At 61.0% G+C, this 25,502-nt stretch carries 21 protein-coding genes, 1 tRNA gene and 3 pseudogenes; 9 read left to right on the forward strand and 16 right to left on the reverse strand.

Annotated features, from left to right (window positions below; all coding sequences use genetic code 11):
• Positions 1–36 precede the first annotated feature (36 nt).
• A complete protein-coding gene (locus tag AC1D2G_RS22790) occupies positions 37–888 on the forward strand; it encodes a YihY/virulence factor BrkB family protein (RefSeq protein ID WP_095084852.1) in 852 nt (283 codons plus the stop codon).
• Here AC1D2G_RS22790 and AC1D2G_RS22795 read toward each other — a convergent pair.
• Positions 858–1,772, reverse strand: a complete 915-nt coding sequence (locus tag AC1D2G_RS22795) for a DMT family transporter (RefSeq protein ID WP_477299763.1) — start codon at positions 1,770–1,772, stop codon at positions 858–860. The two genes, AC1D2G_RS22790 and AC1D2G_RS22795, sit on opposite strands and share 31 nt — an antisense overlap.
• A gap of 121 nt (positions 1,773–1,893) precedes the next feature.
• Here AC1D2G_RS22795 and AC1D2G_RS22800 point away from each other — a divergent pair.
• Both AC1D2G_RS22800 and AC1D2G_RS22805 read left to right on the forward strand, forming a co-directional pair.
• Positions 1,894–2,081: pseudogene (locus tag AC1D2G_RS22800) on the forward strand (IS1 family transposase); the annotation flags it as partial.
• Positions 2,082–2,100: 19 nt separating this feature from the next.
• Entirely contained in the window at positions 2,101–2,415 is a 315-nt protein-coding gene (locus tag AC1D2G_RS22805) for a DUF6678 family protein (protein WP_477299762.1), read from the forward strand.
• A 61-nt stretch (positions 2,416–2,476) separates the two neighbouring features.
• On the opposite strand, the gene AC1D2G_RS22810 is transcribed toward AC1D2G_RS22805, so the two are convergent.
• Positions 2,477–2,695: a hypothetical protein gene (locus AC1D2G_RS22810; RefSeq protein WP_477299761.1), complete on the reverse strand. Its 219-nt coding sequence runs from the start codon at positions 2,693–2,695 to the stop codon at positions 2,477–2,479.
• 138 nt (positions 2,696–2,833) lie between these two features.
• Complete coding sequence (gluQRS, locus tag AC1D2G_RS22815; RefSeq protein ID WP_477299760.1) at positions 2,834–3,709, reverse strand: tRNA glutamyl-Q(34) synthetase GluQRS; 876 nt, start codon at positions 3,707–3,709, stop codon at positions 2,834–2,836.
• A gap of 72 nt (positions 3,710–3,781) precedes the next feature.
• Here gluQRS and AC1D2G_RS22820 point away from each other — a divergent pair, with 72 nt between their 5' ends.
• Together AC1D2G_RS22820 and AC1D2G_RS22825 are read left to right on the forward strand one after the other, a co-directional pair.
• Entirely contained in the window at positions 3,782–4,423 is a 642-nt protein-coding gene (locus AC1D2G_RS22820; protein WP_477299759.1) for a DNA-3-methyladenine glycosylase family protein, read from the forward strand.
• A gap of 127 nt (positions 4,424–4,550) precedes the next feature.
• Positions 4,551–5,108, forward strand: a complete 558-nt coding sequence (locus AC1D2G_RS22825; RefSeq protein WP_006328497.1) for an HNH endonuclease — start codon at positions 4,551–4,553, stop codon at positions 5,106–5,108.
• 165 nt (positions 5,109–5,273) lie between these two features.
• On the opposite strand, the gene AC1D2G_RS22830 is transcribed toward AC1D2G_RS22825, so the two are convergent.
• Positions 5,274–5,792 (reverse strand): disulfide bond formation protein B, encoded by a 519-nt coding sequence (locus AC1D2G_RS22830; protein ID WP_477416749.1) that lies wholly within the window; start codon positions 5,790–5,792, stop codon positions 5,274–5,276.
• Between the two features lie 81 nt (positions 5,793–5,873).
• Positions 5,874–6,458, reverse strand: a complete 585-nt coding sequence (locus AC1D2G_RS22835) for a YqaA family protein (RefSeq protein ID WP_477228421.1) — start codon at positions 6,456–6,458, stop codon at positions 5,874–5,876.
• Positions 6,459–6,750: 292 nt separating this feature from the next.
• Here AC1D2G_RS22835 and AC1D2G_RS22840 point away from each other — a divergent pair.
• Together AC1D2G_RS22840 and AC1D2G_RS22845 are read left to right on the forward strand one after the other, a co-directional pair.
• Positions 6,751–6,835, forward strand: a tRNA-Leu gene (locus tag AC1D2G_RS22840).
• A gap of 66 nt (positions 6,836–6,901) precedes the next feature.
• Positions 6,902–7,219, forward strand: coding sequence for a helix-turn-helix domain-containing protein (locus AC1D2G_RS22845; RefSeq protein ID WP_477299757.1), 318 nt, complete (start codon positions 6,902–6,904; stop codon positions 7,217–7,219).
• Positions 7,220–7,251: 32 nt separating this feature from the next.
• Here the strand turns inward: AC1D2G_RS22845 and AC1D2G_RS22850 are convergent.
• The 6 genes and pseudogenes from AC1D2G_RS22850 to AC1D2G_RS22875 form a co-directional block, all read right to left on the reverse strand.
• Positions 7,252–8,884, reverse strand: a pseudogene (locus AC1D2G_RS22850) (arylsulfatase).
• Between the two features lie 317 nt (positions 8,885–9,201).
• A complete protein-coding gene (locus tag AC1D2G_RS22855) occupies positions 9,202–10,137 on the reverse strand; it encodes an HlyD family secretion protein (protein ID WP_477299755.1) in 936 nt (311 codons plus the stop codon).
• Positions 10,134–10,373: a DUF3302 domain-containing protein gene (locus AC1D2G_RS22860; RefSeq protein WP_095084844.1), complete on the reverse strand. Its 240-nt coding sequence runs from the start codon at positions 10,371–10,373 to the stop codon at positions 10,134–10,136. Before AC1D2G_RS22860 ends, AC1D2G_RS22855 begins: the two co-directional genes overlap by 4 nt.
• A gap of 816 nt (positions 10,374–11,189) precedes the next feature.
• Positions 11,190–11,396: a hypothetical protein gene (locus tag AC1D2G_RS22865; RefSeq protein WP_477416751.1), complete on the reverse strand. Its 207-nt coding sequence runs from the start codon at positions 11,394–11,396 to the stop codon at positions 11,190–11,192.
• 244 nt (positions 11,397–11,640) lie between these two features.
• On the reverse strand, positions 11,641–12,009 hold the full coding sequence (locus AC1D2G_RS22870) for a cupin domain-containing protein (RefSeq protein WP_477416753.1): 369 nt from the start codon (positions 12,007–12,009) through the stop codon (positions 11,641–11,643).
• An 89-nt stretch (positions 12,010–12,098) separates the two neighbouring features.
• Positions 12,099–12,224 (reverse strand): annotated as a pseudogene (locus AC1D2G_RS22875) (IS1 family transposase); the annotation flags it as partial.
• A gap of 233 nt (positions 12,225–12,457) precedes the next feature.
• Between AC1D2G_RS22875 and AC1D2G_RS22880 the strand changes: the two are divergent.
• Complete coding sequence (locus AC1D2G_RS22880; protein ID WP_477416755.1) at positions 12,458–12,694, forward strand: hypothetical protein; 237 nt, start codon at positions 12,458–12,460, stop codon at positions 12,692–12,694.
• A gap of 231 nt (positions 12,695–12,925) precedes the next feature.
• Here the strand turns inward: AC1D2G_RS22880 and AC1D2G_RS22885 are convergent, their stop codons facing one another.
• The 4 genes from AC1D2G_RS22885 to AC1D2G_RS22900 all read right to left on the reverse strand — a co-directional run bounded on the left by AC1D2G_RS22885 (position 12,926) and on the right by AC1D2G_RS22900 (position 18,207).
• On the reverse strand, positions 12,926–13,234 hold the full coding sequence (locus AC1D2G_RS22885; RefSeq protein ID WP_095084841.1) for a KOW domain-containing RNA-binding protein: 309 nt from the start codon (positions 13,232–13,234) through the stop codon (positions 12,926–12,928).
• A 265-nt stretch (positions 13,235–13,499) separates the two neighbouring features.
• Positions 13,500–15,155: an arylsulfatase gene (locus AC1D2G_RS22890; protein ID WP_477416757.1), complete on the reverse strand. Its 1,656-nt coding sequence runs from the start codon at positions 15,153–15,155 to the stop codon at positions 13,500–13,502.
• Positions 15,156–15,526: 371 nt separating this feature from the next.
• Entirely contained in the window at positions 15,527–16,807 is a 1,281-nt protein-coding gene (locus AC1D2G_RS22895; protein ID WP_477228427.1) for a GNAT family N-acetyltransferase, read from the reverse strand.
• Complete coding sequence (locus AC1D2G_RS22900; protein WP_477416759.1) at positions 16,807–18,207, reverse strand: oligosaccharide flippase family protein; 1,401 nt, start codon at positions 18,205–18,207, stop codon at positions 16,807–16,809. Before AC1D2G_RS22900 ends, AC1D2G_RS22895 begins: the two co-directional genes overlap by 1 nt.
• A 387-nt stretch (positions 18,208–18,594) precedes the next feature.
• Here AC1D2G_RS22900 and AC1D2G_RS22905 point away from each other — a divergent pair, with 387 nt between their 5' ends.
• Positions 18,595–22,482 carry an ATP-binding protein gene (locus AC1D2G_RS22905; protein ID WP_477416761.1) on the forward strand — a complete coding sequence of 1,296 codons (3,888 nt, stop codon included), beginning with the start codon at positions 18,595–18,597 and terminating at the stop codon, positions 22,480–22,482.
• A 96-nt stretch (positions 22,483–22,578) separates the two neighbouring features.
• Here the strand turns inward: AC1D2G_RS22905 and secA are convergent, their stop codons facing one another.
• Positions 22,579–25,311: a preprotein translocase subunit SecA gene (gene secA / locus AC1D2G_RS22910; protein WP_477228428.1), complete on the reverse strand. Its 2,733-nt coding sequence runs from the start codon at positions 25,309–25,311 to the stop codon at positions 22,579–22,581.
• Between the last annotated feature and the right edge of the window lie 191 nt (positions 25,312–25,502).

Raw genomic sequence — 25,502 nt, forward strand, 5'->3', positions numbered from 1 at the left:
TCGCGGCGTCGAGACAATCGAAGGGAGCGCGGGTTCTTGCTGCGGAATATTGTCGCCCTGCGCCGCGTGCTCTACGACGCGCTCGGCCATTTCAACACCGATGACGGCTGGGCAATGGCCAGCCATCTGGCCATCACCTCGCTGATGGCGCTGTTTCCGTTCCTGATTTTCGCCACGACTCTGGCAAGCTTCCTCGGAGCGCAGGCGTTCTCGGACACGGCGGTGCATCTGGTCTTCGACACCTGGCCCGAGCAGATCGCCAAGCCGATCGCGCGCGAGGTGCTCAATGTGCTGACCGTCAGGCGCACCGACCTGTTGACCTACGGCGTGCTGCTTGCCGCCTACTTTGCCTCGAACGGCATCGAGGCGTTGCGCACATCGCTCAACCGCGCCTATCGCGTCTCGGAAACGCGCGGCATCATCTATCGCCGGGTGCAGAGCATCATCTTCGTTCTGATCGCGACGGCCGGTTTCCTGGCGATCAGCGTGCTCCTGGTGTTCGCGCCACTGCTGGCGCGGCTCGCCGAAGCCCATATCGAAGGGATCAAGCCCTACATGGGCACGATCACGCTGTGGCGCTACGTCATCGCCTCGGTGGTCATCGTCGGCGGATTGTTTGCCGTGCATTTCTGGCTGCCGGCGGGCAGGCGCCGCTTTGTCTCGATCATACCGGGCATCATCTTCACGCTGGCGGCATGGCTCGTCGGTTCGACCGTCTTCGCCACCTATCTTGATCACTTCTCGTCTTATGTGACGACCTATGCCGGCCTCGCCTCGATCATGATCGCGGTGGTCTTCCTTTATATGCTCTCGGCGATCTTCATCCTCGGCGGCGAACTCAATGCCGCGATCAGCCGCTATCTGGAGGCGCGCGCCCGAGTCGGTTGATTGAAAGGCCGAGGCCTGGCCTGTCGAGCCGTTGCCAGGCCGACGCCGAATGTCGTGATCGCCATGCCGACAATCTGCAGCGCGTTGAGCTGCTCGTCGAACAGGGCCCAGGCGATGATGGCCGTCACCGCCGGCACCAGGTAGAACAGCGAGGCCACTTTCGACATCTCGCCGTCACGGATCATCACCATCAGCAGGAAGATGGCGCCGAGCGACAGCACCAGCACCAGCCAGGCCATGGCGAAGATCAATTCGCCGTTGATGACGACGGTGCGTGTCTCGAAGGCGAGCGAAGCCAGGATCATCAAAGAGGCGCCGCCGACATATTGCCACATGGTCGCCGCGACGAGGTCGCCGCCGGAGGCAAAACGCTTCTGCCAGATCGTACCTGCACTCATGCCGAGCACCGAGACCAGCGAGGCGGTCAGCGTCGCCGCCGTCACGCCGCCGCCGAGCGCGCCGAGCTTCGGCCACAGCACGATGACGATGCCGATGAGGCCGATGCCAAGCCCGGCCCAGTGACGCGGCAGGATCGCCTCGCCGAGAAACTTGCCGGCAAGCACGGCCGTGATCAGCGGCTGCAGGCCGACGATGAGGGCCGAAAATCCGGCTGGCATGCCCCGGTGGATGGCCCAGAAGACGGCGCCGAGATAGACGCCATGCATCAGGATGCCGGCGCCGGTGGCGTGCAGCGCTTCAGTGCGGGTGGCTCTCTTCGATCCCAGTACGACCATCAGGACGGCCAGCAGGATCGCAGCCAGCACGAAACGCCCGGCAAGAAAGGTGAACGGCTCGGCCCACGGCATGGCGTAGCGCGCGCCGATGAAGCCGGTTGCCCACAGGACAACGAAGGTGGCGGGGATGAACCGCTTGATGCTGTGCATGTTCGGGAGACCGCCGCACTGGGGAGAGTTGATCGTGGCGCTGCTCTAATGCGGTTCAAGGCGGCGCGCAAAACGAAACGATTGATCCATACATCACTGGAATTCAACCGACGGCGAATTCGAGGCTCACGCCAACGCGGTTGCGCTACACTTCATGTACTTTTTTGTTCGCATCCATGCTTCGCTGCGCATGACTCCGGCGATGGCCGCTGGCGTCACCGACAAGCTTGGGAAATCGCGGACATCGTTTCGCAGGTCGAGGCGAAGGAAGCCGAAAAGCCTACCGTGCGCGGCACGTACAAGRAGTGAGGGCTTTGAAAGGAATGAAATGCTCCATCCGGCGATGAACAACACAAAGTGGGATGAGCTCCGGCTGGAAATGTACGCGCTCACTCCGCCCCCGTCATGGAGCACACTTTCCATGAACGGCTACCGCTCACAGCCCGACCGTGAATGGTTCTACCACTTTAGGGAGGGCGGATACGAAACCATCCTTCACTTAGACATTCATGTCGAAACACCAGCCCAGCGAGAACGTGTCCGGGCGGCTCTCAAGGAGGTACACGTGCCAGGCGAGGAAACTCCCGACGGCTTTCGCGTGTTCGGTTATGTGCAGGTCGGTCAGGCCGTCGACTTCTTTTAATTCAAACTGACCCACTACCCGATATTCGGCTCAGTTTGAAATTTCGGGAGACTGATCTCTGTTACCAGGTGCACCCCGGCCACTTGATAAGCGGGCTGTGCCCATAGACAGCTTCCCTGTCGTCACATGATTTGACCACCGACCATACCGGATCGCCGTTGTCGTCGGTCTCGTTGTTCACCATGACCGAAACGATGTGGTCCGGGTACTTGGCGCCCTCGATTGCCGTCAGCCTGTCGCGAACGCGCGCCTTTTCTTGGTCAGTCAGATGTCGCTTCATGGAAGCCTCCATCGCTTGGCGCCGAGCATACAGAAGTTTTGACCGTCACGCGACAATCGTTTGATGGAGATTGACGAGGGAGCAATTTCAAACCGACATGACCCGAATTCGCCACGCGGTTTCTCTGGCCCGCCAGGCTCAAAGGCCGACCATCCGCCTGATGTCGTCCACCGAAGCGCCGGCATGGCGCAAGGCGGCAAGGCCGGTATCGCCGAGGCTCTTCGACAGCTTTCGTCCATCCGGCCCGAGGATGAGGCGATGATGGAAATAGGCCGGCTGCGGCAGTCCGAGGAGTTCCTGCAGCAGGCGCTGCACGCCGGTGGCGGAAAACAGGTCCTGGCCGCGCACGACATGGCTGACGCCTTGCAGGGCATCGTCCATGACGACGGCGAGGTGATAGCTGGTCGGGATGTCGCGGCGCGCCACAATCACGTCGCCCCAGTCCTGCGGCCGGGCTTCTATCGCGCGTGTCGCGACGAGCCTCTCATCGCTGAATTCGGCCCATGCAAGGTCCTTGCCGACACGCGCCACGGCCGCATCGATATCCAGCCGCCAGGCGAAGGGCGCGTTCTCGGCGATCCGTCGCTTGCGTTCCTTCGCCGGCAGCGCCTTGTCGGCGGCGGGGTACAGCGGCACGCCGTCGGGATCGCGAGGCCAGTCGCGTCCGCGCTGTTCGCTCTCGGTGATGAAGGCCCGGATCTCGCCACGGCTCATGAAGGCGGGATAGACGAGTTCGTCCCGAATCAGCCGATCAAGCGTCGTCTCGTATTCCGCGAAGTGCTCGGACTGGCGGCGCATCGGCTGTTCCCAGCCAAGCCCCAGCCACGTCAGATCGGCAAGCACGCCGGCCTCGAATTGCGGCGTGCAGCGCGTCGTGTCGATATCCTCGATGCGCAGCAGCAGGCGGCCGCCGGTGGCGTCAGTCAATTTCTGATTGAGCAGTGCCGAATAGGCGTGGCCGAGATGCAAGTCGCCGTTTGGGCTGGGGGCGAAGCGGAATGTCAGGAGTGTCATTTGTCCGGCGGCAATCAGGTTTTGCGGCGCTTCGCCAATTGCTACCCTGTCGAGGGTCAAGGAACAAGAAACATGCAGCGCATTGCCACATCAGACGACATTGCCCGGGGGCTCGATGCGCTTTGCCTGATCGACCCGCGCCTGGAAAAGGTGCGCGGCATGGCCGGCGAGGTGCCGCTGCGGCTTTCCGAGCCCGGGTTCCGAAGCCTGGCCTCGATCATCGTCTCGCAGCAAGTGTCCCGCGCCAGCGCCGATGCGATCTTCGGCCGGCTGACCAAACTCGTCGATCCGCTGACGCCGCAGGCGATTCTTGCCGCCGGCGAAGACATGTTTCGCGAGGCCGGCCTGTCGCGGCCGAAGCAGCGTGGGCTGATCGCCATTGCCCAGGCGGTGGCCGACGGGCTCGACCTCCATCACCTCTGTTCGCTCGACGCCCAGGAGGCGATCACGGCAATGACGGCGGTGTCCGGGATCGGCCCGTGGACGGCGGAAGTGTATCTTTTGTTTGCCGCCGGCCACCCCGACATTTTTCCGGCGCGCGACGTCGCCTTGCAGAGCGCGGTCGGTCACGCGCTCGGCATCGAGCCGCGTCCGCCGGAGAAAACACTGATGGCACTGGCCGAATCATGGAGCCCGTGGCGAGGTGTCGCATCGCGGCTTTTCTGGTCCTATTATCGCGAAACCAGAGGGCGGGACGCCGCGCCGCCGGCTTAATCTGCAAAAAGGCATGAGAATCACGCATTTTTGGCGCTTCAGCGGCGCGACAATCCGCTTCACATCCCTGTCATGTCAGGCTTACAGTATCCCCGCCGTTCGGGTCTAGAACCAAGGAGGTAAACACGTGACGGTCGCCGTATCTCCGGATGGGCTTCCAGCACTGGTGCTGAATGCGGATTACCGTCCGCTCAGCTATTACCCTTTGTCGCTCTGGTCCTGGCAGGATGCCATCAAGGCGGTGTTCCTCGACCGGGTGAACATCGTCGCCGAATACGAGCACGCCGTCTCCTCGCCGACCTTCTCGATGAAGCTGCCGAGCGTCGTCAGCCTGAAGGCCTATGTGAAGCCGTCCAGGCACCCGGCCTTCACCCGCTTCAACGTCTTCCTGCGCGACCGCTTCCAGTGCCAGTATTGCGGCACGCCGGAGGATCTGACCTTCGATCACGTCATCCCCCGCCATCGCGGTGGCGCCACGACGTGGGAGAATGTCGTCGCGGCCTGTTCGCCCTGCAATCTCAGGAAGGGCGGCATGATGCCGGCGCATGCCAAGATGTGGCCGCTGCAGAAACCCTTCCAGCCGACGGTGCACGATTTGCACAACAACGGCCGCCTGTTCCCGCCCAACCATCTGCATGAAAGCTGGATGGATTATTTGTACTGGGATGTCGAACTCGAACCGTAGAGTTCGGCACAAATCCGCCATGCTGGCCGCCTGACGCGGCTTTCTGCGCTTCCGGTGCTCACGTACCTGAGTACGCTCCGCTCCGGTTCTCGAAAGCCGCGCCATCCGACACAGCCTGCCGAATTTTTGCGCGAACTCTGCGTCGCGCCGGCCAAACGAATTTGCTCAATCGCGGGTGAGGGCGCCGCGGAAGGCGACGGCGGCCAGGACGAGGCTGGCGATGGCGTTCCAGCCGGCCAGCGACAGGCCGAGGATGCGCAGCGCCGCCTTGTCGCACGAGGGCGGCACGAATTTGTCGAGCGCGTCGAGCACGCCCTTGCCGCCGGTGTCGACCGGTCCAGCGCCGGCGGTGCAATCGGTCGGGCCGGCCCACCACTGCCATTCGACGCCGGAGTGATAGACACCGAGATAGAGGCCGTAGAGCATGAGCAGGCCGCCTATGGCCAGCAGGCCGCGCGTCAGCCATGCTGGCGCGTGCAGCATGGATGTAAGCACCGCCAGCAGCATCAGCGGCGCGCCGATGTAGTAGGGCGTGCGCTGTTCAAGGCAGAGGTGGCAGGGGATGTAGCCGCCGAGATACTGGCAGCCCAGCGCCGAGCCCACGGTAGCGGCCATGGCGACGGCGAGAAACAAGGCGGTGCGCGTCCGCTGGCGTCCGGTGTCGGCATTCATGGTCGCTGTCATCGTGTTCTTCGTCCGTTGAGTTCGCCGCGCTCTTTGTCCCTGTCCTTGTCCCAACAGCGCCGGGCACTTTGGGCGACAGGACTAGAACGCGTATTTGACGAGGATATAGAGCAAAATCAGGGCAGCCGCCCCGGCGCCGGCGATTAGTCCGAGACGCTTTTCGATGAACTCACGGATCGGCTCGCCATAGCGGCGCAGCAGCCAGGCCAGGAGCAGAAAGCGGGCGCCGCGCGCGACGATGGCCGAGATGATGAAGATCAGCAAATTGACGTGCAGGGCGCCGGCAAGGATGGTGACGACCTTGATCGGCGGCAGGTGCGCGAGACCGGACGTAACGAGCAGCACCAGCATCAGGCCGGTACCAGAATTCTGCCAGCGCTCGAAGGTCGACAGGCCGCCGAAATGCTCCAGGATCGGACGGGCGATGGCGTCGAAGGCGAAATAGCCGATCATCCAGCCGGCGATGCCGCCCAGCACCGAGGCGGCCGTGGCGGTCAGCGCATAGCGGTAGGCGCGGTCGGGGCGTGCCAACGCCATCGGCAGATAGAGCACATCGGCCGGTACGAAGAAGAACGAGCTCTCAATGAAGGCGATGATGGCAAGCCACCATTCCGCGGATTTCCTTGCCGCCAGCGACAAGGTCCAGTCGTAAAGTCCGCGAAGCATCGGCACTCCTATGCGTGTCGCCCAAACGGTGCGCAGCGGTATCGGGAAATTGGCATGCACAAACCAAAGGGCATGCACAAACAAAGACCCAAAGCGCGCGCCATCCATCCAGTGGGACGCGCCTCGCTTTGATGCGCCGCCTGTCTAGAAAGATTTTCCGCGCTGCACAATGGCAGCGCCGCCACGAAATCGAAAGGTGAAGTTTGGTCGCATCCGGGCCATCGACAATTGGCCAGTTGACGAACAGGCCTCCAACCGTATAGTCCGCGCCCATCCAGGCCGCCCGGCCTGAGCCCCTATGGCGGAATTGGTAGACGCGCTCGACTCAAAATCGAGTTCCGCAAGGAGTGCTGGTTCGATCCCGGCTAGGGGCACCACTGACAACCCGTCAGATCAAGGACCGAGAGGTCAAGGTCGTGGCGGTGGACTTGCCGACTTCGCACATGATTCTGAAGACCGAGGACGCCTTCACCGGGCGGATGTTCGATGCGCTCAACGGGATGCTGCTCGACATGCTCGCCGCCATCGCCCGCAAGGACTATGACGACCGACGCCGCAGGCAGGCTCAGGGGATCGCCAAGGCAAAGGCTGAAGGGCGCATGAAGGGTCGCCCAGAGGACGCCGGCCGTAACGAGGCGATCATGGACATGCTGCGGAAGGGGCAGAGCTGGAACACCATCGTGAAGGCGACAGGAGCCTCTCGCTCGACCCTGTCGAGGTTGGCGAAGCGGCTCCAGGTACCTCGTGTACAGCGTGCGTGACGTGGTCGGCACCACGCTACGGTCTCATTGTGTCAGCCTCCTTGCGGCGCCTGCAACTGCTCCATGATCTGGTCGACGCTGAAGCTCGCAGGCCGCTGGCGTGGCGGAAACGCTTTGAACGTCCCGATGAATTGCGCGACCGCGACCTGTGTCGGCACAACAAGGAAGGCGCGCTTCAGCATCCAGTCGTTCCAGGTGTTCGATGTGATACTCGCCCGCTCGTACGGGTCCATACGCAGGTTGTACATCGTCGGTCCCCTCATGCAGACAAACGGTTCGCGCCAGACGGCCAGCCCCCCCCTCGGCGCGCTGCTCGCAGAACTGCATCTTCCAGCTCTCCACGCGGACCGCCACCAACTGGCCGTCGTCGTTGAAGTAGAAGAACTCCTTTCGCGCCGACTTCTCCTGTTGCCCGGTGAGATATGCAAGCTGGTTGTAGCCGTCGAGATGCACCTTGTAGGTCTTCCCGCCGATGTCCCAGCCGTTGAGCAGCCTATCCTTCACGTCGGTATCGCCGACCGCTGAGAGTAGCGTCGGGAACCAGTCCAGCCCCGATATGATGTCGGTCACGCTTCCGGCCTGGATGTGACCTGGCCAGCGTACAAAGGCGGGCACGCGGTAGGCGCCCTCCCAGTTCGAGGCCTTCTCGTTGCGGAACGGTGTCATGCCCGCGTCCGGCCATCCGTTCAAATGCGGACCATTATCAGTGGTGTAGATTAGGATGGTGTCGTTCGCGATACCGAGATCGTCGAGCGCCTTGAGCAGCTTGCCAACGTCGCCATCATGCTCGATCATGCCGTCGGCATATTCATTGTCCGGCATGCCGCTCTGGCCTCGCATTGACGCCCGCACGTGAGTGATGAAATGCATGCGGGTTGAGTTGAACCAGCAGAAGAACGGCTTACCCGCTTGCTTCTGACGCTGGATGAAGTCGATTGCCGCCGCGCTTGTTTCGTCGTCGATCGTCTCCATGCGCTTCTTGGTCAGCGGTCCGGTGTCCTCGATAGTCTGCTTGCCGATCTTCCCGAAGCGTGGGTCCTCGGTCGGATCGTCAGTGTCCGAGGCCTTACACTTCAGAACGCCGCGCGGTCCGAACTTTGCTCTAAAGGCCGGGTCCTTCGGGTAGTCGGGGTTCTCCGGCTCCTCCTCGGCATTGAGATGATAGAGGTTGCCGAAGAACTCATCGAAGCCATGCACCGTCGGCAGGAACTCGTTGCGGTCGCCGAGATGGTTCTTGCCAAACTGGCCGGTGGCGTAGCCGAGCGGCTTCAGCGCCTCGGCGATTGTGATGTCCTGCGGCTGCAGGCCGAGCGTTGACCCCGGAAGGCCGACCTTGGACAGGCCGGTTCTGAGCGTCGCCTGCCCGGTGATGAATGTCGAACGCCCTGCCGTGCAGCTCTGCTCGGCATAGTAGTCGGTGAACATCATGCCTTCGCGGGCGAGGCGGTCGATGTTCGGCGTGCGATAGCCCATCACGCCGAATGTATAGGCGCTTATGTTTGATTGCCCGATGTCGTCGCCGAAGATGACCAGGATGTTTGGCTTGCCGTCGGCCGCCGCCGTGGGTTGGTCCTGGGCCTGGGCAACCCGTGTCTCACCCATGAGAGTTGAGGCAGCCGCAAGTGCGCTGCCGCCAAGCAGGATGCTGCGTCGGCTGACAGACATGGTCGGCGGCGCTGCGGACTGATCTCGCTTTCGTTCATTGAGCATAGCGCGCTCTCCTCCAAGCTCGCGCCCCCTGCCAAATGGAGTTTCTGCCGTTGTGCGATTGTTGCCAAGGACCTTCATGCGGTTCCGGACGCCGAACGCAACGAGGCCATCATGGACTTGCTGCGCAAGCGCCAGAGCTGGAGCACCATCGTGAAGGCCACTAACTGCTCACGCTCGACGCTCGCGAGGCTGGCCAAGCGCCTCGAACCAATCGGGCGCAAGTAGGCGAGCGCCTTGACCTGTTGCTGCACCTCTGGCCGGCGCGGTCCGGTTCAGAACGGGTTGACGTAGTTCAGGATGGCGCTTTGTCTGAGTACAACTTGCCTTATCACATGCGCCGCCTTGACATGATCGGTGTAAATGGCGGCAACGCCAGTGCTTCCCGCTGGTAGCCGGTGCCCGACCGACGGATCGTCGAGTTTGAAGCGCACTACAAAGGGAGACGCCAGCACCTCCGACGGCGCCACTGCGAGGCCTCCCGGCTGCGACTGCCCGGTGGCAATCGCCTGAATTACCGTCTCGACCTTGCCTTCAAAGACCTCGCCGGGAAGCGTCTTGAACGTGACCTCGACCGGCTGACCAGCCTCGATGTAGCGCGCATTGTTCTGCGCTATCTCGGCGCCAAAGATGGTGTCGAATGTGTCGATGAAGGCCATGACGGGTGATTGGCCGTTGACGCGCGCTCCTTTGCGAAGGGCGAGGTTCGTCACATAGCCGTCGGTTGGCGCACGAACGGTCGTCTTGTCGAGGTTCCATTTCGCCGCGTCGAGCTCCGCCTGAAGCTGGTCACGCTCGGCCTGGCGCTGCTCGACATCGAAGGCGCGTCCGACATCGTTCTTCTGAAGCTGTGAGAACTGACCAAGCCGCAGCTCCGCCAGCTTGAGCTGCGCCTCGATGCCGCGAACCTGTGCCTCGTAGATCGTCGGGTCGATGCGGAAAAGAACATCGCCTGCCTTGAGCGGCGTGTTAGCAAGCACAGGGACGTCGATGACTTCGCCCGCCACGGACGGAATGATCTGTACGGAGTTGCGCTGCACTGCGGCTGGCCCGGACGGCGCTCCCCATCCCATCGGGATGAACAGGCCGATGAGAAGAGCCAGCAGCACGATGACCGGGGACAGCTTCCAAAACAGGTTGAACGGGATGAACCTCAGCCAGACGAAGAGGGCGAGAAGCGCAATGTAACCATTGAGAAGGACGACGATCATTTGGTCGCGTCCCGCTTTTCCGGGAAGTCGACATAGGCCCAGATCAGCACCAGCGGCCAGAAAACGAAGCCGAAGATCAAGGTTGCCCAGCTACCAACTGCCACCGCTTGCGCCCAGGGATGGCCCCGCTTGCGTGCAATACGGCCCGGCATTGCTCCCAGCGCCACGACGACCGCAACAAGTGTCGCTATGACGACGAGGAGGACGATCCAGGCGAAGATGTCGATGAAGGTCATATCGCCGCTCCACGCTGTCAATCGCCGGTTCCAGCCTTTCCGACATTCTTTCCACGTTCGCGTCAGGACGAACCGGAGCGCTGGTGTACCTCAGTAAGACCGCAAGTTGACCGTTACTCGAAGTTCAGCACGGCAAGCAGCATACGGATCATTTGCCAGTCCTCCATTCTGACGACGGCAATCGTCAGCAAGGGTCTCGCCCATCGGTGGCACACACAAGTACGTAACGGTAACGCCGCGTAACCATGGCGCGGCCTTTTGCCGGTGTCGTTCGCTCTCCCTGCTGTTAGACGCTTGCCTGCCCGATGATACGGGGTGGCCATCTTGAGGGATACCGGATTGACGTATTGGGCGGCGAGGCGCGAACGCAAGACTGAGGTGAAGAGGCGGGCTTAGGAGCCGAGCAGCATGTTTAGCCGCAGTCGCGTGGTTTGGTGCAGCAAGCCGGCCAGAGCGGGCACGGAGGACGGGCTGGACACTCGGTTCTGTCGGTCCCACGCGGATCACTACGCGCGCCACGGGAGCGCGTACAGATTGACGACCGCGTGACCATCCTCCTCGACGGCTTGGTTCTGGACCCTGCGACACAGATCAGGCACGAGACCAGCGCCGCGACTGTGAGGGAATACCGGGCCGGTATGCGTGCCGACAAAAGAGGCTGGAACATTAGCGGGCTTGAATTGTTGAGTTCATGCTTCGGACGCCGCTGCTTGGCTCCGTCGCAGGCTGGTGGGCACATCGGCCGGCCCGCGCCAGCGGTCCCTCCGTGGCGCGGGCTTTGAGGCCAGACAGTGGCTGCGGCGCCTCGGACGGGGTTCAAATAAATGGTGGACAATACCACCAGAAAGCCTTGGCTTCCTCTTCAGGCGTCATCGGACGGACCTCCCATGAGTCCGTTTTCGCGATGTAACGTGTCCAAATGGGCGTGCCTTTTTCGCTGACGCTTTCGTGCCAGGCGGTAAACCCCATCATTGGCAATAAGGCTTCTCGGAGCGATCGAAGCTGCAGTGCTGCCGTTTGCATGCGAATGACCTCCCTTGGCTGGGCGCCGCCATCGATTCGTGCCCGCCTCACCCCGGCACAACGTCGTGGCGTTGCCGACCGTCTTCAGCGGTCCGGCGGCCATAGCGGTGGCTCGGGGTTTGACCGCCGGGCCTTACCGGCAAAGAGGGGTGGGTTTGCCGGCTGGCAAATTATAGGCCGTTTATTCGAATATTCAATTTCTCTAAAATGACGGCAGTGGGTCAGTCTGAAATTTGTCGATGAATCAATCTGCGATGCCAACGAGAAGCAGGCCAACCGCCTCTTGACCTTGGACTAGCGACCGGTGGCCCTTGCTGTCTTTGTCATTGAGCAAGAGGACATCGCCCCGCTGGAAGTCGGCTGAAGTTCCGTCGGTGGTCGTGATTTTGAGGTGACCTTGGAGCAACACCACCAATTGCCTGCGCGGCGTCGCATGGTATTGCGGATCCCATCCGGGCGGCAATTCAAGAAATACACCGGTCGTCATCGGCGTTTCGGGTGACGCGCCAATGGGGGCAGATGGAGGGGCAAAGTCGCGTGCCGCAAGATTCACCGGAACATTGCGCAAGTGCGTCTCGCTAACTTCGTCAGCATATATTTCCGTGATTTGCATTGGCTTCCCCCGAATGTTTAGGCGGCAACGTGCTTCTTGTAACACGCTTGCGGTCAATCTTCGCCTGTTCCGCTTCCACCAGCGCAACAATAGTGCAAAGCCACCGCGTTTGCATCAGCTTCAACCTTCTTGGAAAAGCCGTTTGTCAGACACGTGAAGCGGAGCATGTGCATCCGCATTGTCAGGTTCTGACGTTCCGCGAATAATGTGCTGAGATGCTTGAATGCATATTGCATCCGGTCAAATTTCAAACCTGACCCACTACCAAAATGATCGGTCCGCAACCAACCGCGCAGCCGCTCGTTGCCCTATGCTGGTTTTGATCCCCAGCATCCATGAATGGCCCGCTCCCGCTCCGAGGCGCGACACCAGCCGGCTCGGTTTGGTTGGAACTTGGATTGGGTTCGAGAGTTTATGGCGCGCGACCTTTGTATGGAGGTGGCTAGCCATGAGGATCAAAGTTGCACCAGAGTTCTGTAACGTTGCGGCGGCGGCCGACGAAATTGTGAGCGAGGCGAAGGGGAAGGCTCCCCTTTCTGTCACACTGGCGGTTTCCCGACTCCGACAGAAAACCGGATCGATGCGATCGGATGCCGATCTAGAGGCTCTTGTCGCAAAGATAGCTGCGGCTCGCGGTGTAGCCCTGATGATGGACAGGAAGGCTGATCAATTCGCACCTGGGTGAACAGCAGTGGCAGCGTTGGCGTTTGAGACGGTCTATCTTTTCGGCCTGACGGGGGACGACCTGTTAGGCGGGCTCGTATCGCTGGTGGCGTGCGCGTTGCTTTTCAACGCTCTGGCGAAGGATCGCTCAAACCCATAACCGTGCGTACGAGGTCGAAGCAGAATCGGGTCCATCGTGCATCACGATGCTGGGGTTGCGGATCGATTGAGGAATTCTTAGAAAGAAGGGGCCTCAGAGTGGCGTCCTGCGCTGCTTTGGCCGGTATCTCTCGATGAGCCTGACCATATCGATTTCGACCGTCACCAGCGGCCCCAGGTCGATTGTCACCGTCTCGCCATCGATCCGGGTGACCTCGCCAACAAGCTCGATCTGATCCCCCCGCTGCACCTCGGTGCGGATCGAATGCGCAAAATCATAGCTTCGGATCGATTGCGGGCAATCATAGTTCGGGACCGACACGCTGACGCGCTCATCGTCAATCCGCCTGCGCACAGTGGCCGTGACCCCCACCAGATCTCCAATGCCAATTGCCAAAGTCATGCAGCGTACCGGCCACTCCGGTGGGTTTGTTACTGCCGCACTGATTAATTTATGGGTATATTAGCAACTGCGCAATTACGCCTATTGGCGGTAGAAAGCCATTGGCGACCACACGTTGCCTTACCTCCGAAGCGGGACGTGGCGGGGAATATGCGACGGCCTCATCATATCGGGGAGAGGAGTGAAAGATGATGCGTCAAGTCGCGAACGGAGCCTACGCCGGTTGAACCGGCGCGGCCCCGCTGAAAGGTTTCGTCAGCTGGCTTCAGTTCTTGCCAGCGCCGCCGGCTTCCTGGAGTTTTGCCAGCACCTGGTCAAGCGAGAAGCTGCCCGGCTTCTGCCGCGGCGGGAACGCGACAAAGCTTTGAATGTACTGGCCTACGAAGGCCTGCGCCGGCATGAGCAGATACGTCCGATCGAAGCGCCACCTGATATATTCGGCCCCTTCATGCTGGGCGCGTTCAAACGGATCGGCTCGCAGGTCGAAGATCTTGGGCACCCGCAAGGCTACGAACGGTTCCTGCCACACGTCGAAGCCCTCCGCCCGCTGCTCCAGGAAAAGGATCTTCCAACGGTCATAGCGCAAGGCGGCGAGGTTTCCGTCGTCGGTCCAGTAGAAGAACTCCTTGCGAGGGTCGGGGCCGGTACCGGCCAGCAGATCGTGCTGGTCGTAACCGTCGAGGTGGACCTTGAAGGTCTTGCCCGCAGCCTCGTAACCGGTCAGGAGCTTCTCCTTGACGTCCGGCTCGCCGGCTGCCGCCACCAGCGTCGGAACCCAATCCTCGTGCGAGACGATGTCGTTGATCTCTGTGCCAGGCTTGACGACCCCTGGCCAGCGGATCATGCCGGGAACGCGGTAGCCGCCCTCCCAACTGGTGTTTTTCTCGCCATGGAACGGCGTCGTGCCGCCATCGGGCCATGAGAAAACTTCGGCGCCGTTGTCGGTGGTCCACAGCACGATGGTGTTGTCGGCAATACCTAGATCGTCCAGCTGCTTGAGAATCTGGCCGATATAGCCGTCGAGTTCGACCATGCCGTCAGCCTCCAGGCCCAAGCCGGTCTTGCCTTCCGAGTCGGGCTTGAGATGGGTGTTAATATGCATGCGGGTCGTGTTGAACCAGCAGAAGAACGGCTTACTGGCCTTGTGCTGCCGATCGATGAAGTCCTTGGCCGCGCCCAGGAATTCCTCATCGACCGTTTCCATGCGCTTTTTGGTGAGCGGGCCTGTGTCCTCGATTTTCTGCTTGCCGACCCGGCCGAAGCGGGGATCTTCGGTGGGATCATCCGTGTCGGTGGCGGTGCATTTGAGCACGCCGCGCGGGCCGAATTTCGCGCGGAACTCTGGCGATTTGGGATAGTCCACATTCTCCGGCTCTTCCTCGGCATTGAGGTGGTAGAGATTGCCGAAGAACTCGTCGAAGCCGTGGACGGTGGGCAAGAACTCGTTGCGGTCGCCGACATGGTTCTTGCCGAACTGGCCGGTGGCGTAGCCCTGCGGCTTGAGCAACTCGGCGAGCGTCGGGTCCTTCCCGGACAGTCCTTCCGGGGCGGCCGGCAGACCGACTTTGAGCAAGCCGGTGCGGAAGCAACTCTGCCCGGTGATGAACGCCGCGCGTCCCGCGGTGCAAGACTGCTGGGCGTAGAGGTCGGTAAAGATTGCGCCCTCATTGGCGATACGGTCGATGTTGGGCGTGCGGTAGCCCATCATGCCTCTGTTGTAGGCGCTGATGTTCCAAAAGCCGATATCGTCGCCAAAGATGACGAGGATGTTCGGCTTGCCACCTGCCGCCTGCGCGGGCTGGGTCGACGGCCGCGATGTGAGGGCGGCGGCTGCCGCCGCAAGCGCGGTGCCTCCAAGCAGGACGCTGCGTCGGCTGAAGGTGCTGCTATCGGTTTCGTGTTCTTGCTGCTGTTTGGCCATTGCTTGCTCCCTTGGGCACGCCTAACCCAAGCCAGTCTTTAGCGGCCCGACATATGTCACCCTGCGACTGGCGATGACGCTAGGTAAGTACGTTACTGTTACATCTCGTGGCGTAAGCAAGGTACGCCCTTGACTGGCGTCGCTCTTCGGCCAACCCCGGCCGTGCCGATGCCCGAATGTGCCCGGCGGCGCGACGGGATGAAGGCCAGAAACCGGGTGATCCCTCGGCGACCGCATGGGCGATCCCGGCGGTCGTGGATAAGCCGGAGCGGCCGCTGCGCCTGTTCCCAGGGGGACGGTTGCCGAACAGGTCTATTCCAGGCGCCTGGCCACGTGGGAAGCCTAGGCATCGGTTACCACCAAGCTCTGGTCTACCGCCGTCCCAGCAGGCTCTTCATCCGGATACGCAGCAGGCGGGCCATGTTGCGGGTCTCGCGGTAGAGATGCAGCTGCGAGGCCGCCTGGCGGGTGAGGCGATCGGCATCCGGCGTCAGGCCGATCACCAGCGTGCCCATCGGCTTGCGCTCGGTCCATAGCCGGCTCATCACCGGATGGTCGGGCATGGCGCAGGAATCGGTCATCATGATGTTGGGATCGTCGAGATGCTGCCTGGTCACCTCGATCATCAGCAATGTGCCCGGCGAATAGGCGGCCAGCGTCTCGTCATAAGCCGTCTTCCAGGTGTAGGCGACGCCGGCTTCGACGTACACGATCAGGCAAGCAATCGTGCGGCCGTCGAGCGTCAGCGAATGGATGCGGCACATGTCCTGTTCGGCCAGCCGGTGCACGGCTTCGCGGGCGAAGGCGGCGCGGTAGCGGTCGATCGCCATGGCGGTGCGTTCGCGGCCTTTCCAGCCGGCCGCTTCCAGCGTCAGGAAGCTTTCGATGGCGTGGCGGATCTCATCGGGGCCGCGCGCCACGACATGCTCCAGTTTGCCGAGGTCGCCGAGGCGCCGCTTCAGCCGGCGGAACTCGCGAAAATGGTGCGCGCGCAGCGAGGCCTTCAGATACTCGTCTCCGTCGGCTTGGCTCTCCAGCGCGGGGCGCTGGGTCTGGCCGGTGGTGACCAGCATCAGGCCGCGCGTCTCGGCCACGGTCGCGAACAGGCTCGCCACCGGACCGTCGAGCCGGATATCGGGCAGGACGAAGACTTTAGGCAGCTTCAGGTGCGGGCGCGACAGCATCGAGAAAAAATCCTCGACGACGCCGACCGGGTCGTCACGGTCGACCAGCGGCGTGCCGAGCGGACCGAACGGGCTCGACCATGTGCGCATGACCGGAACGCCGAGCGGCATTCCCGGCCGTTCCACCGAGAACGGCACCAGAAGGCGCAGCCGGTTGCGGTATTCGTCGCCGTCGCGGATCACCGCCAGCCGCACCTCGCGATCCTCCAGCCGGGGCATGGCCGGCGCCAGGAAGCGCGGGTTGAAGAAGACGTTCGGCTCGACCGTGCGGGTGCAGAGGTAGTCCAGTTCCTCGACCAGGTCGAAGCCGGCCGATGCCGGGTAGATGGCGAGTTTGCGCTCCGGCCGGTTGTTGGCGAGGATCTCGATATGGGCGGGGTCGGGGTCGCGGGTCAGCCCGGCGAGGCCGGACACCATGGCGCCGGCCGTGCCGCCGCTGGTTTCTTCAAGCAACGGGATGGCGGCCATCACGCGGCTCCTTTCGCAGGCACGAAGATAAGCATGACGATGCCGAGCTTGCGYCATACGGTGAAGGACAGCGCACAGGCTTCGAAGATCATGGCAAAGGCGGTGGCCATCGCCGCGCCCCACAGGCCGAAATGCGGGATCAGCATCACGTTGAGGCCGATGTTGAAGGCGAGCGTCATGGCATAGACGGCGGCGCAGATGTTCTGGTTGCCGCTCATCGTCAGCAGGCTTTCGCACGGACCGACGGCGGCCCGCGCCACGACGCCGAAAACGAGCAGGAACAACAGCGGATAGCCACTGCTGAATTCAGGGCCGAACAGCACCAGCATCGGCTCACCCAGCGCCAGCACCAGCATCGCCATCAGCAGCGAGGGCCAGAACGTCCACGACACCGTCTCGCGGGCGAAGGCGGCGAGCTTTTGCGGCTCGCCATGGGTGAACTGCGCATAGCGCTGGGCAACGCCTGCCTTGACGGCGAAATAGACGAAGTGCACCAGCGCCAGTGTCTTGACGGTGGCGAAATAGACGGCGACGTCGTTGGGATCCATATAGGCGCCGACCATCAGCACGTCGGCGTTGGTGAGCAGGAAGAAGAAGCTCTCGACCAGGAAGATCGGCAGCGACACGAGGAACCATTGCGCGAAATGGACCTTCATCGGTCCGGCCGGGATCCGCCTTTCCATGCGCTGGGTAACGCCGATGAGCTGACCGAGCGTGGTGACGTATGTGGCGGCGATCGAAGCGAAGATGGCGGTCCTGGCGTCGGGCGCATAGCCGGCGGCCAGCATCAGCGCCATGAACAGCAGGATCAGCACCGGGCGTACCAGATAGGTCGGCGACAGCGCGAACAGCGCCCATGAATTGGCGCGCGCCAGCCCTTGCAGCAAATCGGACATGGCGATCATCGGCAGGCAGATGACGCCGAGGATGAACGGCACCACGTAGTAGTTCTCGATCCATGGCGCGGCCAGCCAGACGCCGAGCGCGCCGAGCCCAGCGATGAGCGTGGAGGCGATCAGCACGAACAGCCGGCTGGCCAGCACGATGCCGCGCAGTTCGGCCAGCATGCCGCGCTCGCGGTATTCGGGGATGAAGCGGATGACCGAGGTGTGGAAGCCGAGGCAGGCGAGGTTGCCGACGATGACCATCGTCACCCAGACGAGGACGAAGATGCCGTATTCGAACGAGCCCATCCAGCGCGCCATCAGCACCTGGCTGACAAAGGCGATGACGGCGCTGATGATGCGGATGGAGAAAGCGATGACCGACATGCGGCCGGCCTCTCCGCGCTCGTCGGCGGTGAACAGCACGGCGTCGATGCGGCCAAGCAACGGCCCGATGCGCAGCGCCAAACGCTGCGGCAAGAACCGCCCGGCTGTCGTGGCCGCGGAAAAGCGCACCCCGATTACTCTCCGTTTTCCGCCTCTTTTTCAGGCGTCGGTGTAGCAAGGACACATTAAGAAACGGTTGGGTGAGCTTGTCCTTCTCCCCGTCTCTATACGGGGAGAAGGTGCCGGCAGGCGGATGAGGGGCGGCACAGGCTTTGGGGGATTTGCGCTGCCGTGCCGGCTATGGAAGACGTTCCAAAAATAAAGCTTTCTGGCCGACGCAGGGGTACTGCAAAGCTATAGACAAATCTTGGTTTGTGTACAAAATTCGATTGCGCAGTTTGGGGCTGCTCGTCGTATCTCTGAAAAATATATTCGTTGAGCTCAAACCGTTGGGCCAAACGCGACAACCAGAGATCCACCGCGAACAGAGTTCGTGGAAAAAATATCGGGGGGAAAATGATTGTACCTACGCCGCAGCTCTTGCACCTACATACTCTCCAATCTTTGCTGGTTGATTTAGTCAGCGGTCGTTCAGTTACTATTGAGGGCGACGTATTATTTTCTTTGTCCGATGATAGGACCCGCAGTGCGCTGCAATGGTATCGAACGAGAGGCGCGGCGAATTGGACTGCGAATGTAAGTGCTGTCCATGTTGAACAATTGGTAGATGCAATTCTCGCAAAGCCGCCAGAGGTGGTGGCGATTCCGGCGCGCCCAGCCAATGCCAACAATAGGCGCCTGACACTGGCAAAGGTCGAAGTTCACAGGTTTGCGGGACTTCACAAATTTGGAACTCCTAACGCGCCGCCGCAAAATTATGTTCATGAATTTCCAGGCCCGGTGACCCTGTTCGAAGGCCGCAATGGCTCCGGAAAAACCTCTCTTCTAAATGCTATTATTTGGGCTCTAACAGGTGAGATTCTTCGCCCGCAGCGCGAGCCAGAAAAGGCGGACGTAGACTTCGACTGCTGGATAGAAAATGCAGGTGGAGGGAGCGATGAAACGGCGCATCGTCTCTCTCCAGTTACCCCTATGCCGGATGTTTCTCAGTACCGACCTGATCAGGGATGGGTTCCAGCTGATACATGGGTGGAACTGACCTTTGCTGACGAAGAAGGAGGGTTATTGCCTCCCATCCGCCGTACTCAGAAGCGAACTGCGCGAGGTGCCCTTGAGGAGATACCGCCGGAGTTGACGGGCCTCGGCATTGATCCGATCGCGATACGGATCGGTACAGTTATGCCAGGCCTTCTCCCACTCATCAAAGTCGGAAGCGAATCCGAACTTGGCCGTGCCGTTGCGGAGTTGACCGGCCTTTCAGCGCTGGTGGACCTTGCAGGGCACGCTCTGCGCGCCAAGAACAAAATAAAAGACCTTATCAAGGCCAAAACTAAGGAGATGGAGGGAATTGATCGGATTTATAGAACTGCGCGGGATGATCTGGCGGTGGAGCTAAAGCCCTATCCAGTACTCATGCTGCCAAAGGCAGTGCCGGAGCCTAATGATGCGGCTGTTGAAGAAACTGTTGACGAAATCATCAGGTATTTTGAGACCGCAAAGGCGACCGCTTATGGGTCCGTTCAGAATATTCTTGGTGAAGGATTCGATCCTGCGGACCCGAAACGCAGTGCGGATCTTGAGAGTTCGATTTCGCCAGCAATCAACGAAGTAGGCCAACCTCAACGGCTTCCTTCGATGGCGAGGTTGCGAGGTTTCCGCGAACTCACGCTGGAGCAGTTGAACACGGCCGAGACCAAATTCAGCGAGATAATGCGAGAGGCAAAATTACTCGAAGCCTTGGCGCAAGATCCATCGTCTGCGGCTCGATCGCGTCTTTACGCTCACGTGGCTACGTGGCTGAATGAACACCCCGACCTTGATCGCAGTGAAGATCTGTGCGCGGTATGTGGCGCTTCCCTGCTCGACGCGCGTGATCCCATCAGCGGCCGGCTGGTCAAGACGCACCTCCATGAGGCAAGCGCGGACGCGGTTCTATTTGCTCAGACGCTAAATCGATGGGCGCAAGCCGCTCTTGGCAAACTCAACAACGTTCTACCGGAAGCGTTGCAAGCTGAACTCAAGCGGGACCTCCCCGACCATCCTGTTGACCTCATACGTAAAGCGCTTGTCGATGAGCTTTACGCACTCGACGCGTTTTCGGGTGAATTAGCCACTCTCAAAAGTGAAACGGTCAACGCATTTGACGAGGGTGCAGCCAGGCCTGTCTCGCTTCCTGCGAGTTGTGTCGCCTTGGCAGAGGGCTTGAGGCGTCTCGACTTAGCGATGCGTTTTGCCCGGTGGCGACAGGGAAACGAAGTTTTTGCGCGTCAAGTCTTTGAGAGCGTCCTCGGTCGCAGGCCCAAAGCGGGTGAAGCTCTAGAAAAGAACACGCTCATGGGCAAGCTCTTGGAGCTTGACGCCACAGTGAAAGGCGCTGAGCCGATTACCAAGGCTCTATCGAAGTGCACCCGTTTGAAAGATGAAATCAAACTTCGACGTGCTGCCGAGAAGCGGATCACCGAATACGAAACTGCAAGCGCCGCACTAGTAAACCTTTCAAAGTTAGGCGAGTTGGCGGATTGGCAAGTCGATCAGCTTCGTAAGACGCTCCGCACCGAAGCGGCGTTATGGCGGTCGCGAATTTATGTCAGCACGTTTCCCAGCACCGCGCATGAATTAGTCGACACCTCTATGGGACGGAAGGGCGAACTCGATCTCGTTGTACGTGCGGGCGGCGTATCTGCGCCCGCTCAGCACGTGACAAATGCGTCGGCTTTGCGAGCCAGTTTAGTTGGGTTCTTCTTCGCGTTCTGGGAGCATGTGCTGAACACCCGTGGGGGCCTGAAGACCCTCTTGCTGGATGATCCGCAAGAATTGCTTGATGATGAAAATCGTAGACAACTAGCGGACTCTCTGGGAACTCTCGTCGAAATAGGTGCACAGCTAATTGTCACATCCTACGATAGGCGCTTTTCTGGCGCAGTTGCCCGCCTACCGGTTGTTCCTCCCGTGGAGCATCTCGCCGTTCATCCGGCGACCCTAAATCAACCTGTGATTAGAACTACGCCTCATCAAGCCGAGATCGAGGTCCGCAAGATATTGTATGACAGGGATCGAGATGCTGAAGAGCCGGCTCGGTCTTTTACGGACGGATGCAGATTTTTCTTTGAAGGGGTGTTGGGCGATGTATTCGACGATCCTGCCCACGTGGCTTGGGCAAAAGCTAGTCCCGATCCTACATTGAAAACCTTTGTGGATCGTCTGCGATCTTACATAAAGGCCGGCCCGCAAGGGATGTTTGCGATGCAGGTGTTTGCGGACTTTATTGCGCATCCAGCATTGGCCGAGGGCTCGCCAGTGCTGCAGCTAATGAACAAAGCTCACCACGGCAATCGTCAAGACATTCGACCTGGCGAAGTTGCTCAATGTGCCGATGATCTTGGGCAACTTGTCGTACTTACCGGGCGCATGTACGAGGAATGCGATCGATGGAAACGCAGGGCCGCCATTCAGCCAACTATAGAGGCACTTGTTGCTCCGCCGGCCCTAGATCCGATGCCGCCGTCGCAACTCGACGTGGTAGTCTATCCCGATCTTGCTGCATTCACCCAACACTCCCCCACTGAGGGTTCGCAGGAAGCTACTGAACCGTTCGATCCTAAGTTATTGGACGGAAAGGCTGCATTCTATCTGCGTCGCCATAATTTTGGCTTTGCAGGTCCACAGGGAGCCTTGGCGATCGTTGAGGCTCAACCTGGTCTGGTCCTCGATCGACGTCTTGTCATTGCGCGTCATGGTCAATCGGTCTTCGCGCGCCGTTTCTTGCGTTCAAAGGGCTCGGATATTATTGGGCTAACAGCGGAAGTTCCAGATCCTCGAACAAGAAGCCCCTCAACATTATTTTTTCCTGAAGTAGAGGTCGCTGCCCATCAGGTTATGGGAGTTCTATTCGACCACGACATCAAGGTAGATCAAGGGCAAGATGAGGCAGTTCTTGTCGATGCGTCTAAAGTTTTGGCTCGGGTTGAGGTCGCATTTCGCGTTGTTGATGAGAGTGCTGTGCCGCTTGCACTGCCAAAGCAGGTAGTGCTCGGAGGGTCTTCGATCAGCCTTGCCGAAATTGGGCGTCATGAGGGAGCATTAGTCGCGCTGGCTCTCGACAATGGATCCGGGATCTTCAAGCGGATAGGCTTAGCTCTCCCGGGCAATCTCAGTCATCTGCGCCAATTCGAGAGCATAGGCGGTCTTGGCTCATCGGAAGTCCTCTCCATTGGAAAGGCGCAATCTGGCATCCCCGAAGTGCGACATGTGCGCCGAATTATTGGGGTGATTTACAACGGTTGAAACTGGCGAGCACAAACCCGTCCGATCCGCGCCGCCCCTCATCCGCCTGCCGGCACCTTCTCCCCGTATAGTGACGGGGAGAAGGAAAGCATTCGCTTACGCGAATGCGCCGTGGCAGTGCTTGTACTTCTTGCCGGAGCCGCAGGGGCAGGCTTCGTTGCGGCCGACCTTGCCCCAGGTCGCCTGGTTGTTCGGGTCGCGGTTCTCGGGAGCGACAATCGCGGTCGTCTCCGGACGGACCAGGAGGGCGGTCTCGCCGCCGTCGAAATCATTCTCCCCGGTGGTGCCGTCGATATGCATGCCGAACATGTCGGGCGCCTCGGGCGGCGGTGCTTCGGCGGCCTGGCGCACCAGTTCGACGCGCATCAGCTGCGCGGTGACGGCCTGGCGCAGATTGCCCAGCATCGCCTGGAACAGCTCGAATGCCTCGCCCTTGTACTCCTGCAGCGGATCGCGCTGGGCGTAGCCGCGGAAGCCGACGACCGAACGCAGGTGGTCGAGATTGACGATGTGCTCGCGCCACAGATGGTCGAGCGTCTGCAGCACCACCGAGCGCTCGACATAGTTCATCACCTCGGGGCCGAAGCGCTCGGAGCGCTCCTTGGCCGCGGCGTCGGCGGCCTGCGCGATGCGCTCGCGGATATCGTCCTCGGCGATGCCCTCTTCCTTGGCCCAGTCCTCGACCGGCAGGTCGAGATTGAGGAATTCGGCGACCTCGGCCTTCAGCCCGGCAACGTCCCACTGCTCGGCATAGGCGTTTTCGGGAATGGCCTTGGCGACGATCTCGTCGATGACGCCCTCGCGCATCTCGGCAATGGTTTCCGAGAGGCCTTCGCCGTCCATCAGCTCGATGCGCTGCTCGAACACCACCTTGCGCTGGTCATTGGAGACGTCGTCGTATTTCAGCAGGTTCTTGCGGATGTCGAAGTTGCGCGCCTCGACCTTCTTCTGCGCCTTTTCCAGCGCCTTGTTGATCCAGGGATGGATGATCGCCTCGTCTTCCTTGAGGCCGAGCTTCTGCAGCATGCCGTCCATGCGCTCGGAACCGAAGATGCGCATCAGATCATCCTGCAGCGACAGGAAGAATTTCGAGCGGCCGGGATCGCCCTGGCGGCCGGAGCGGCCTCTGAGCTGGTTGTCGATGCGGCGCGATTCATGGCGTTCGGTGGCGAGCACGTAGAGGCCGCCGGCGGCCAGCGCCTTTTCCTTCAGGCGCTCGACGTCGTCATTGATTTCCTTTTCCCGCGCCTCGCGCTCGGGTCCGGCCGGCATGTCGCCCAGCTCATCGGCAATGCGCATCTCGGCATTGCCGCCGAGCTTGATGTCGGTGCCGCGGCCGGCCATGTTGGTGGCGATGGTGATGGCGCCCGGCTTGCCGGCCTGGGCGACGATCGCCGCCTCGCGCTCGTGGTGGCGGGCGTTCAGCACCTCGAAATCCTTGAAGCCTTCCTTGCGCAGGCGCTCGGCCAGCTGCTCGGATTTTTCAATGGAGGTGGTGCCGACCAGCGTCGGCTGGCCCTTGGCGCTGGCTTCGCGGATCTCCTTGACGATCGCCTTGTACTTCTCCTCGACCGTCCGGTAGACCTCGTCGTCCTCGTCCTTGCGGACGACCGGCAGGTTGGTCGGGATCTCGGTGACGTCGAGATTGTAGATGTTGCCGAACTCCTCGGCCTCGGTCAGCGCCGTGCCGGTCATGCCGGAAAGCTTCTTGTAGAGGCGGAAGTAGTTCTGGAAGGTGACGGAGGCGAGCGTCTGGTTCTCCGGCTGGATCGTCACATGCTCCTTGGCTTCGAGCGCCTGGTGCAGGCCTTCCGAATAGCGGCGGCCCGGCATCATGCGGCCGGTGAACTCGTCGATGATGACGATCTCGTCGTTGCGGACGATATAGTCCTTGTCCTTCTGGAACAGCCGGTGCGCCTTCAGCGCATTGTTGACATGGTGGACGATGGCGACGTTCTCGACGTCGTAGAGCGACTCGCCCTTGAGCAGGCCGGCATCGCGCAGCAGGTTTTCCAGCTTCTCGGTGCCTTCCTCGGTGAAGATCGAGGTCTTCTGCTTTTCGTCGATCTCATAATCCTGCGGCTGCAGCTGGATGATGAAGGTGTCGATGGTGTTGTACATTTCCGAGCGGTCCTCGAGCGGACCGGAAATGATCAGCGGCGTGCGCGCCTCGTCGACCAGGATCGAGTCGACCTCGTCGACGATCGCGTAATTGTGACCGCGCTGCACCATCTGGGCGCGCTCGTATTTCATGTTGTCGCGCAGATAGTCGAAGCCGAGTTCGTTGTTGGTGGCGTAGGTGACGTCGGCGGCATAGGCGACGCGGCGCTCCTCGTCGGACAGGCCATGGACGATGACGCCGACCGAAAGGCCGAGGAATTTGTAGACGCGACCCATCCATTCGGAGTCGCGGCTGGCGAGATAGTCGTTGACGGTGACGACGTGGACGCCGTTGCCGGCGAGCGCGTTGAGGTAGACCGGCAGCGTCGCGACCAGGGTCTTGCCCTCGCCGGTGCGCATCTCGGCAATGCCGCCATTGTGCAGCACCATGCCGCCGATCAGCTGGACGTCGAAGGGCCGCATGCCGAGCACGCGGCGCGCCGCCTCGCGGGCGGTGGCAAAGGCGGGAACCAAAAGGTCATCGAGCGTGGCGCCGTTGGCGATGTCCTGGCGAAATTTCGCGGTGCGGCCAACCAACTCCTCGTCGGAGAGTGCCCGCATCTCGTTTTCCATGGCGTTGATCGCCTCGACACGGGGCCGGGTCGATTTGACCCGACGGTCGTTGGAGGAACCGAAAACCTTACGGGCGAGACCGCCGAGACTGACCATCCAATGGTCCTTTCGATAGAATTCTCAATCTTGAGACGGACGCCGGCTGGCCCCATCAAATCCACGTGAACGCACCGCTTGAATACGGGCAAACACAAAAAGCGCCCGGAAAACGGTTCTGGACGCAAAGTCGTTGGACAGATAAGAGGGGGCTCAACTGATGTCAACGCCGCGCTGGCCCTGCCCGTCGC

The sequence above is a fragment of the Mesorhizobium sp. P2_C7 genome (assembly GCF_056404515.1).

What these genes read in the sequence shown, in the direction of transcription:
- secA (WP_477228428.1), bottom strand. Translation starts at nt 25,311, where the DNA reads ATGGTCAGTCTCGGCGGTCTCGCCCGTAAGGTTTTCGGTTCCTCCAAC.
- AC1D2G_RS22895 (WP_477228427.1), bottom strand. Translation starts at nt 16,807, where the DNA reads ATGGCCGCCATCCCGTTGCTTGAAGAAACCAGCGGCGGCACGGCCGGC.
- AC1D2G_RS22820 (WP_477299759.1), top strand. Translation starts at nt 3,782, where the DNA reads ATGCAGCGCATTGCCACATCAGACGACATTGCCCGGGGGCTCGATGCG.
- AC1D2G_RS22795 (WP_477299763.1), bottom strand. Translation starts at nt 1,772, where the DNA reads ATGCACAGCATCAAGCGGTTCATCCCCGCCACCTTCGTTGTCCTGTGG.
- AC1D2G_RS22905 (WP_477416761.1), top strand. Translation starts at nt 18,595, where the DNA reads ATGATTGTACCTACGCCGCAGCTCTTGCACCTACATACTCTCCAATCT.
- AC1D2G_RS22870 (WP_477416753.1), bottom strand. Translation starts at nt 12,009, where the DNA reads ATGCAAATCACGGAAATATATGCTGACGAAGTTAGCGAGACGCACTTG.
- AC1D2G_RS22835 (WP_477228421.1), bottom strand. Translation starts at nt 6,458, where the DNA reads ATGCTTCGCGGACTTTACGACTGGACCTTGTCGCTGGCGGCAAGGAAA.
- gluQRS (WP_477299760.1), bottom strand. Translation starts at nt 3,709, where the DNA reads ATGACACTCCTGACATTCCGCTTCGCCCCCAGCCCAAACGGCGACTTG.
- AC1D2G_RS22810 (WP_477299761.1), bottom strand. Translation starts at nt 2,695, where the DNA reads ATGAAGCGACATCTGACTGACCAAGAAAAGGCGCGCGTTCGCGACAGG.
- AC1D2G_RS22830 (WP_477416749.1), bottom strand. Translation starts at nt 5,792, where the DNA reads ATGACAGCGACCATGAATGCCGACACCGGACGCCAGCGGACGCGCACC.
- AC1D2G_RS22885 (WP_095084841.1), bottom strand. Translation starts at nt 13,234, where the DNA reads ATGACTTTGGCAATTGGCATTGGAGATCTGGTGGGGGTCACGGCCACT.
- AC1D2G_RS22860 (WP_095084844.1), bottom strand. Translation starts at nt 10,373, where the DNA reads ATGACCTTCATCGACATCTTCGCCTGGATCGTCCTCCTCGTCGTCATA.
- AC1D2G_RS22880 (WP_477416755.1), top strand. Translation starts at nt 12,458, where the DNA reads ATGAGGATCAAAGTTGCACCAGAGTTCTGTAACGTTGCGGCGGCGGCC.
- AC1D2G_RS22865 (WP_477416751.1), bottom strand. Translation starts at nt 11,396, where the DNA reads ATGCAAACGGCAGCACTGCAGCTTCGATCGCTCCGAGAAGCCTTATTG.
- AC1D2G_RS22845 (WP_477299757.1), top strand. Translation starts at nt 6,902, where the DNA reads ATGATTCTGAAGACCGAGGACGCCTTCACCGGGCGGATGTTCGATGCG.
- AC1D2G_RS22890 (WP_477416757.1), bottom strand. Translation starts at nt 15,155, where the DNA reads ATGGCCAAACAGCAGCAAGAACACGAAACCGATAGCAGCACCTTCAGC.
- AC1D2G_RS22855 (WP_477299755.1), bottom strand. Translation starts at nt 10,137, where the DNA reads ATGATCGTCGTCCTTCTCAATGGTTACATTGCGCTTCTCGCCCTCTTC.
- AC1D2G_RS22805 (WP_477299762.1), top strand. Translation starts at nt 2,101, where the DNA reads ATGCTCCATCCGGCGATGAACAACACAAAGTGGGATGAGCTCCGGCTG.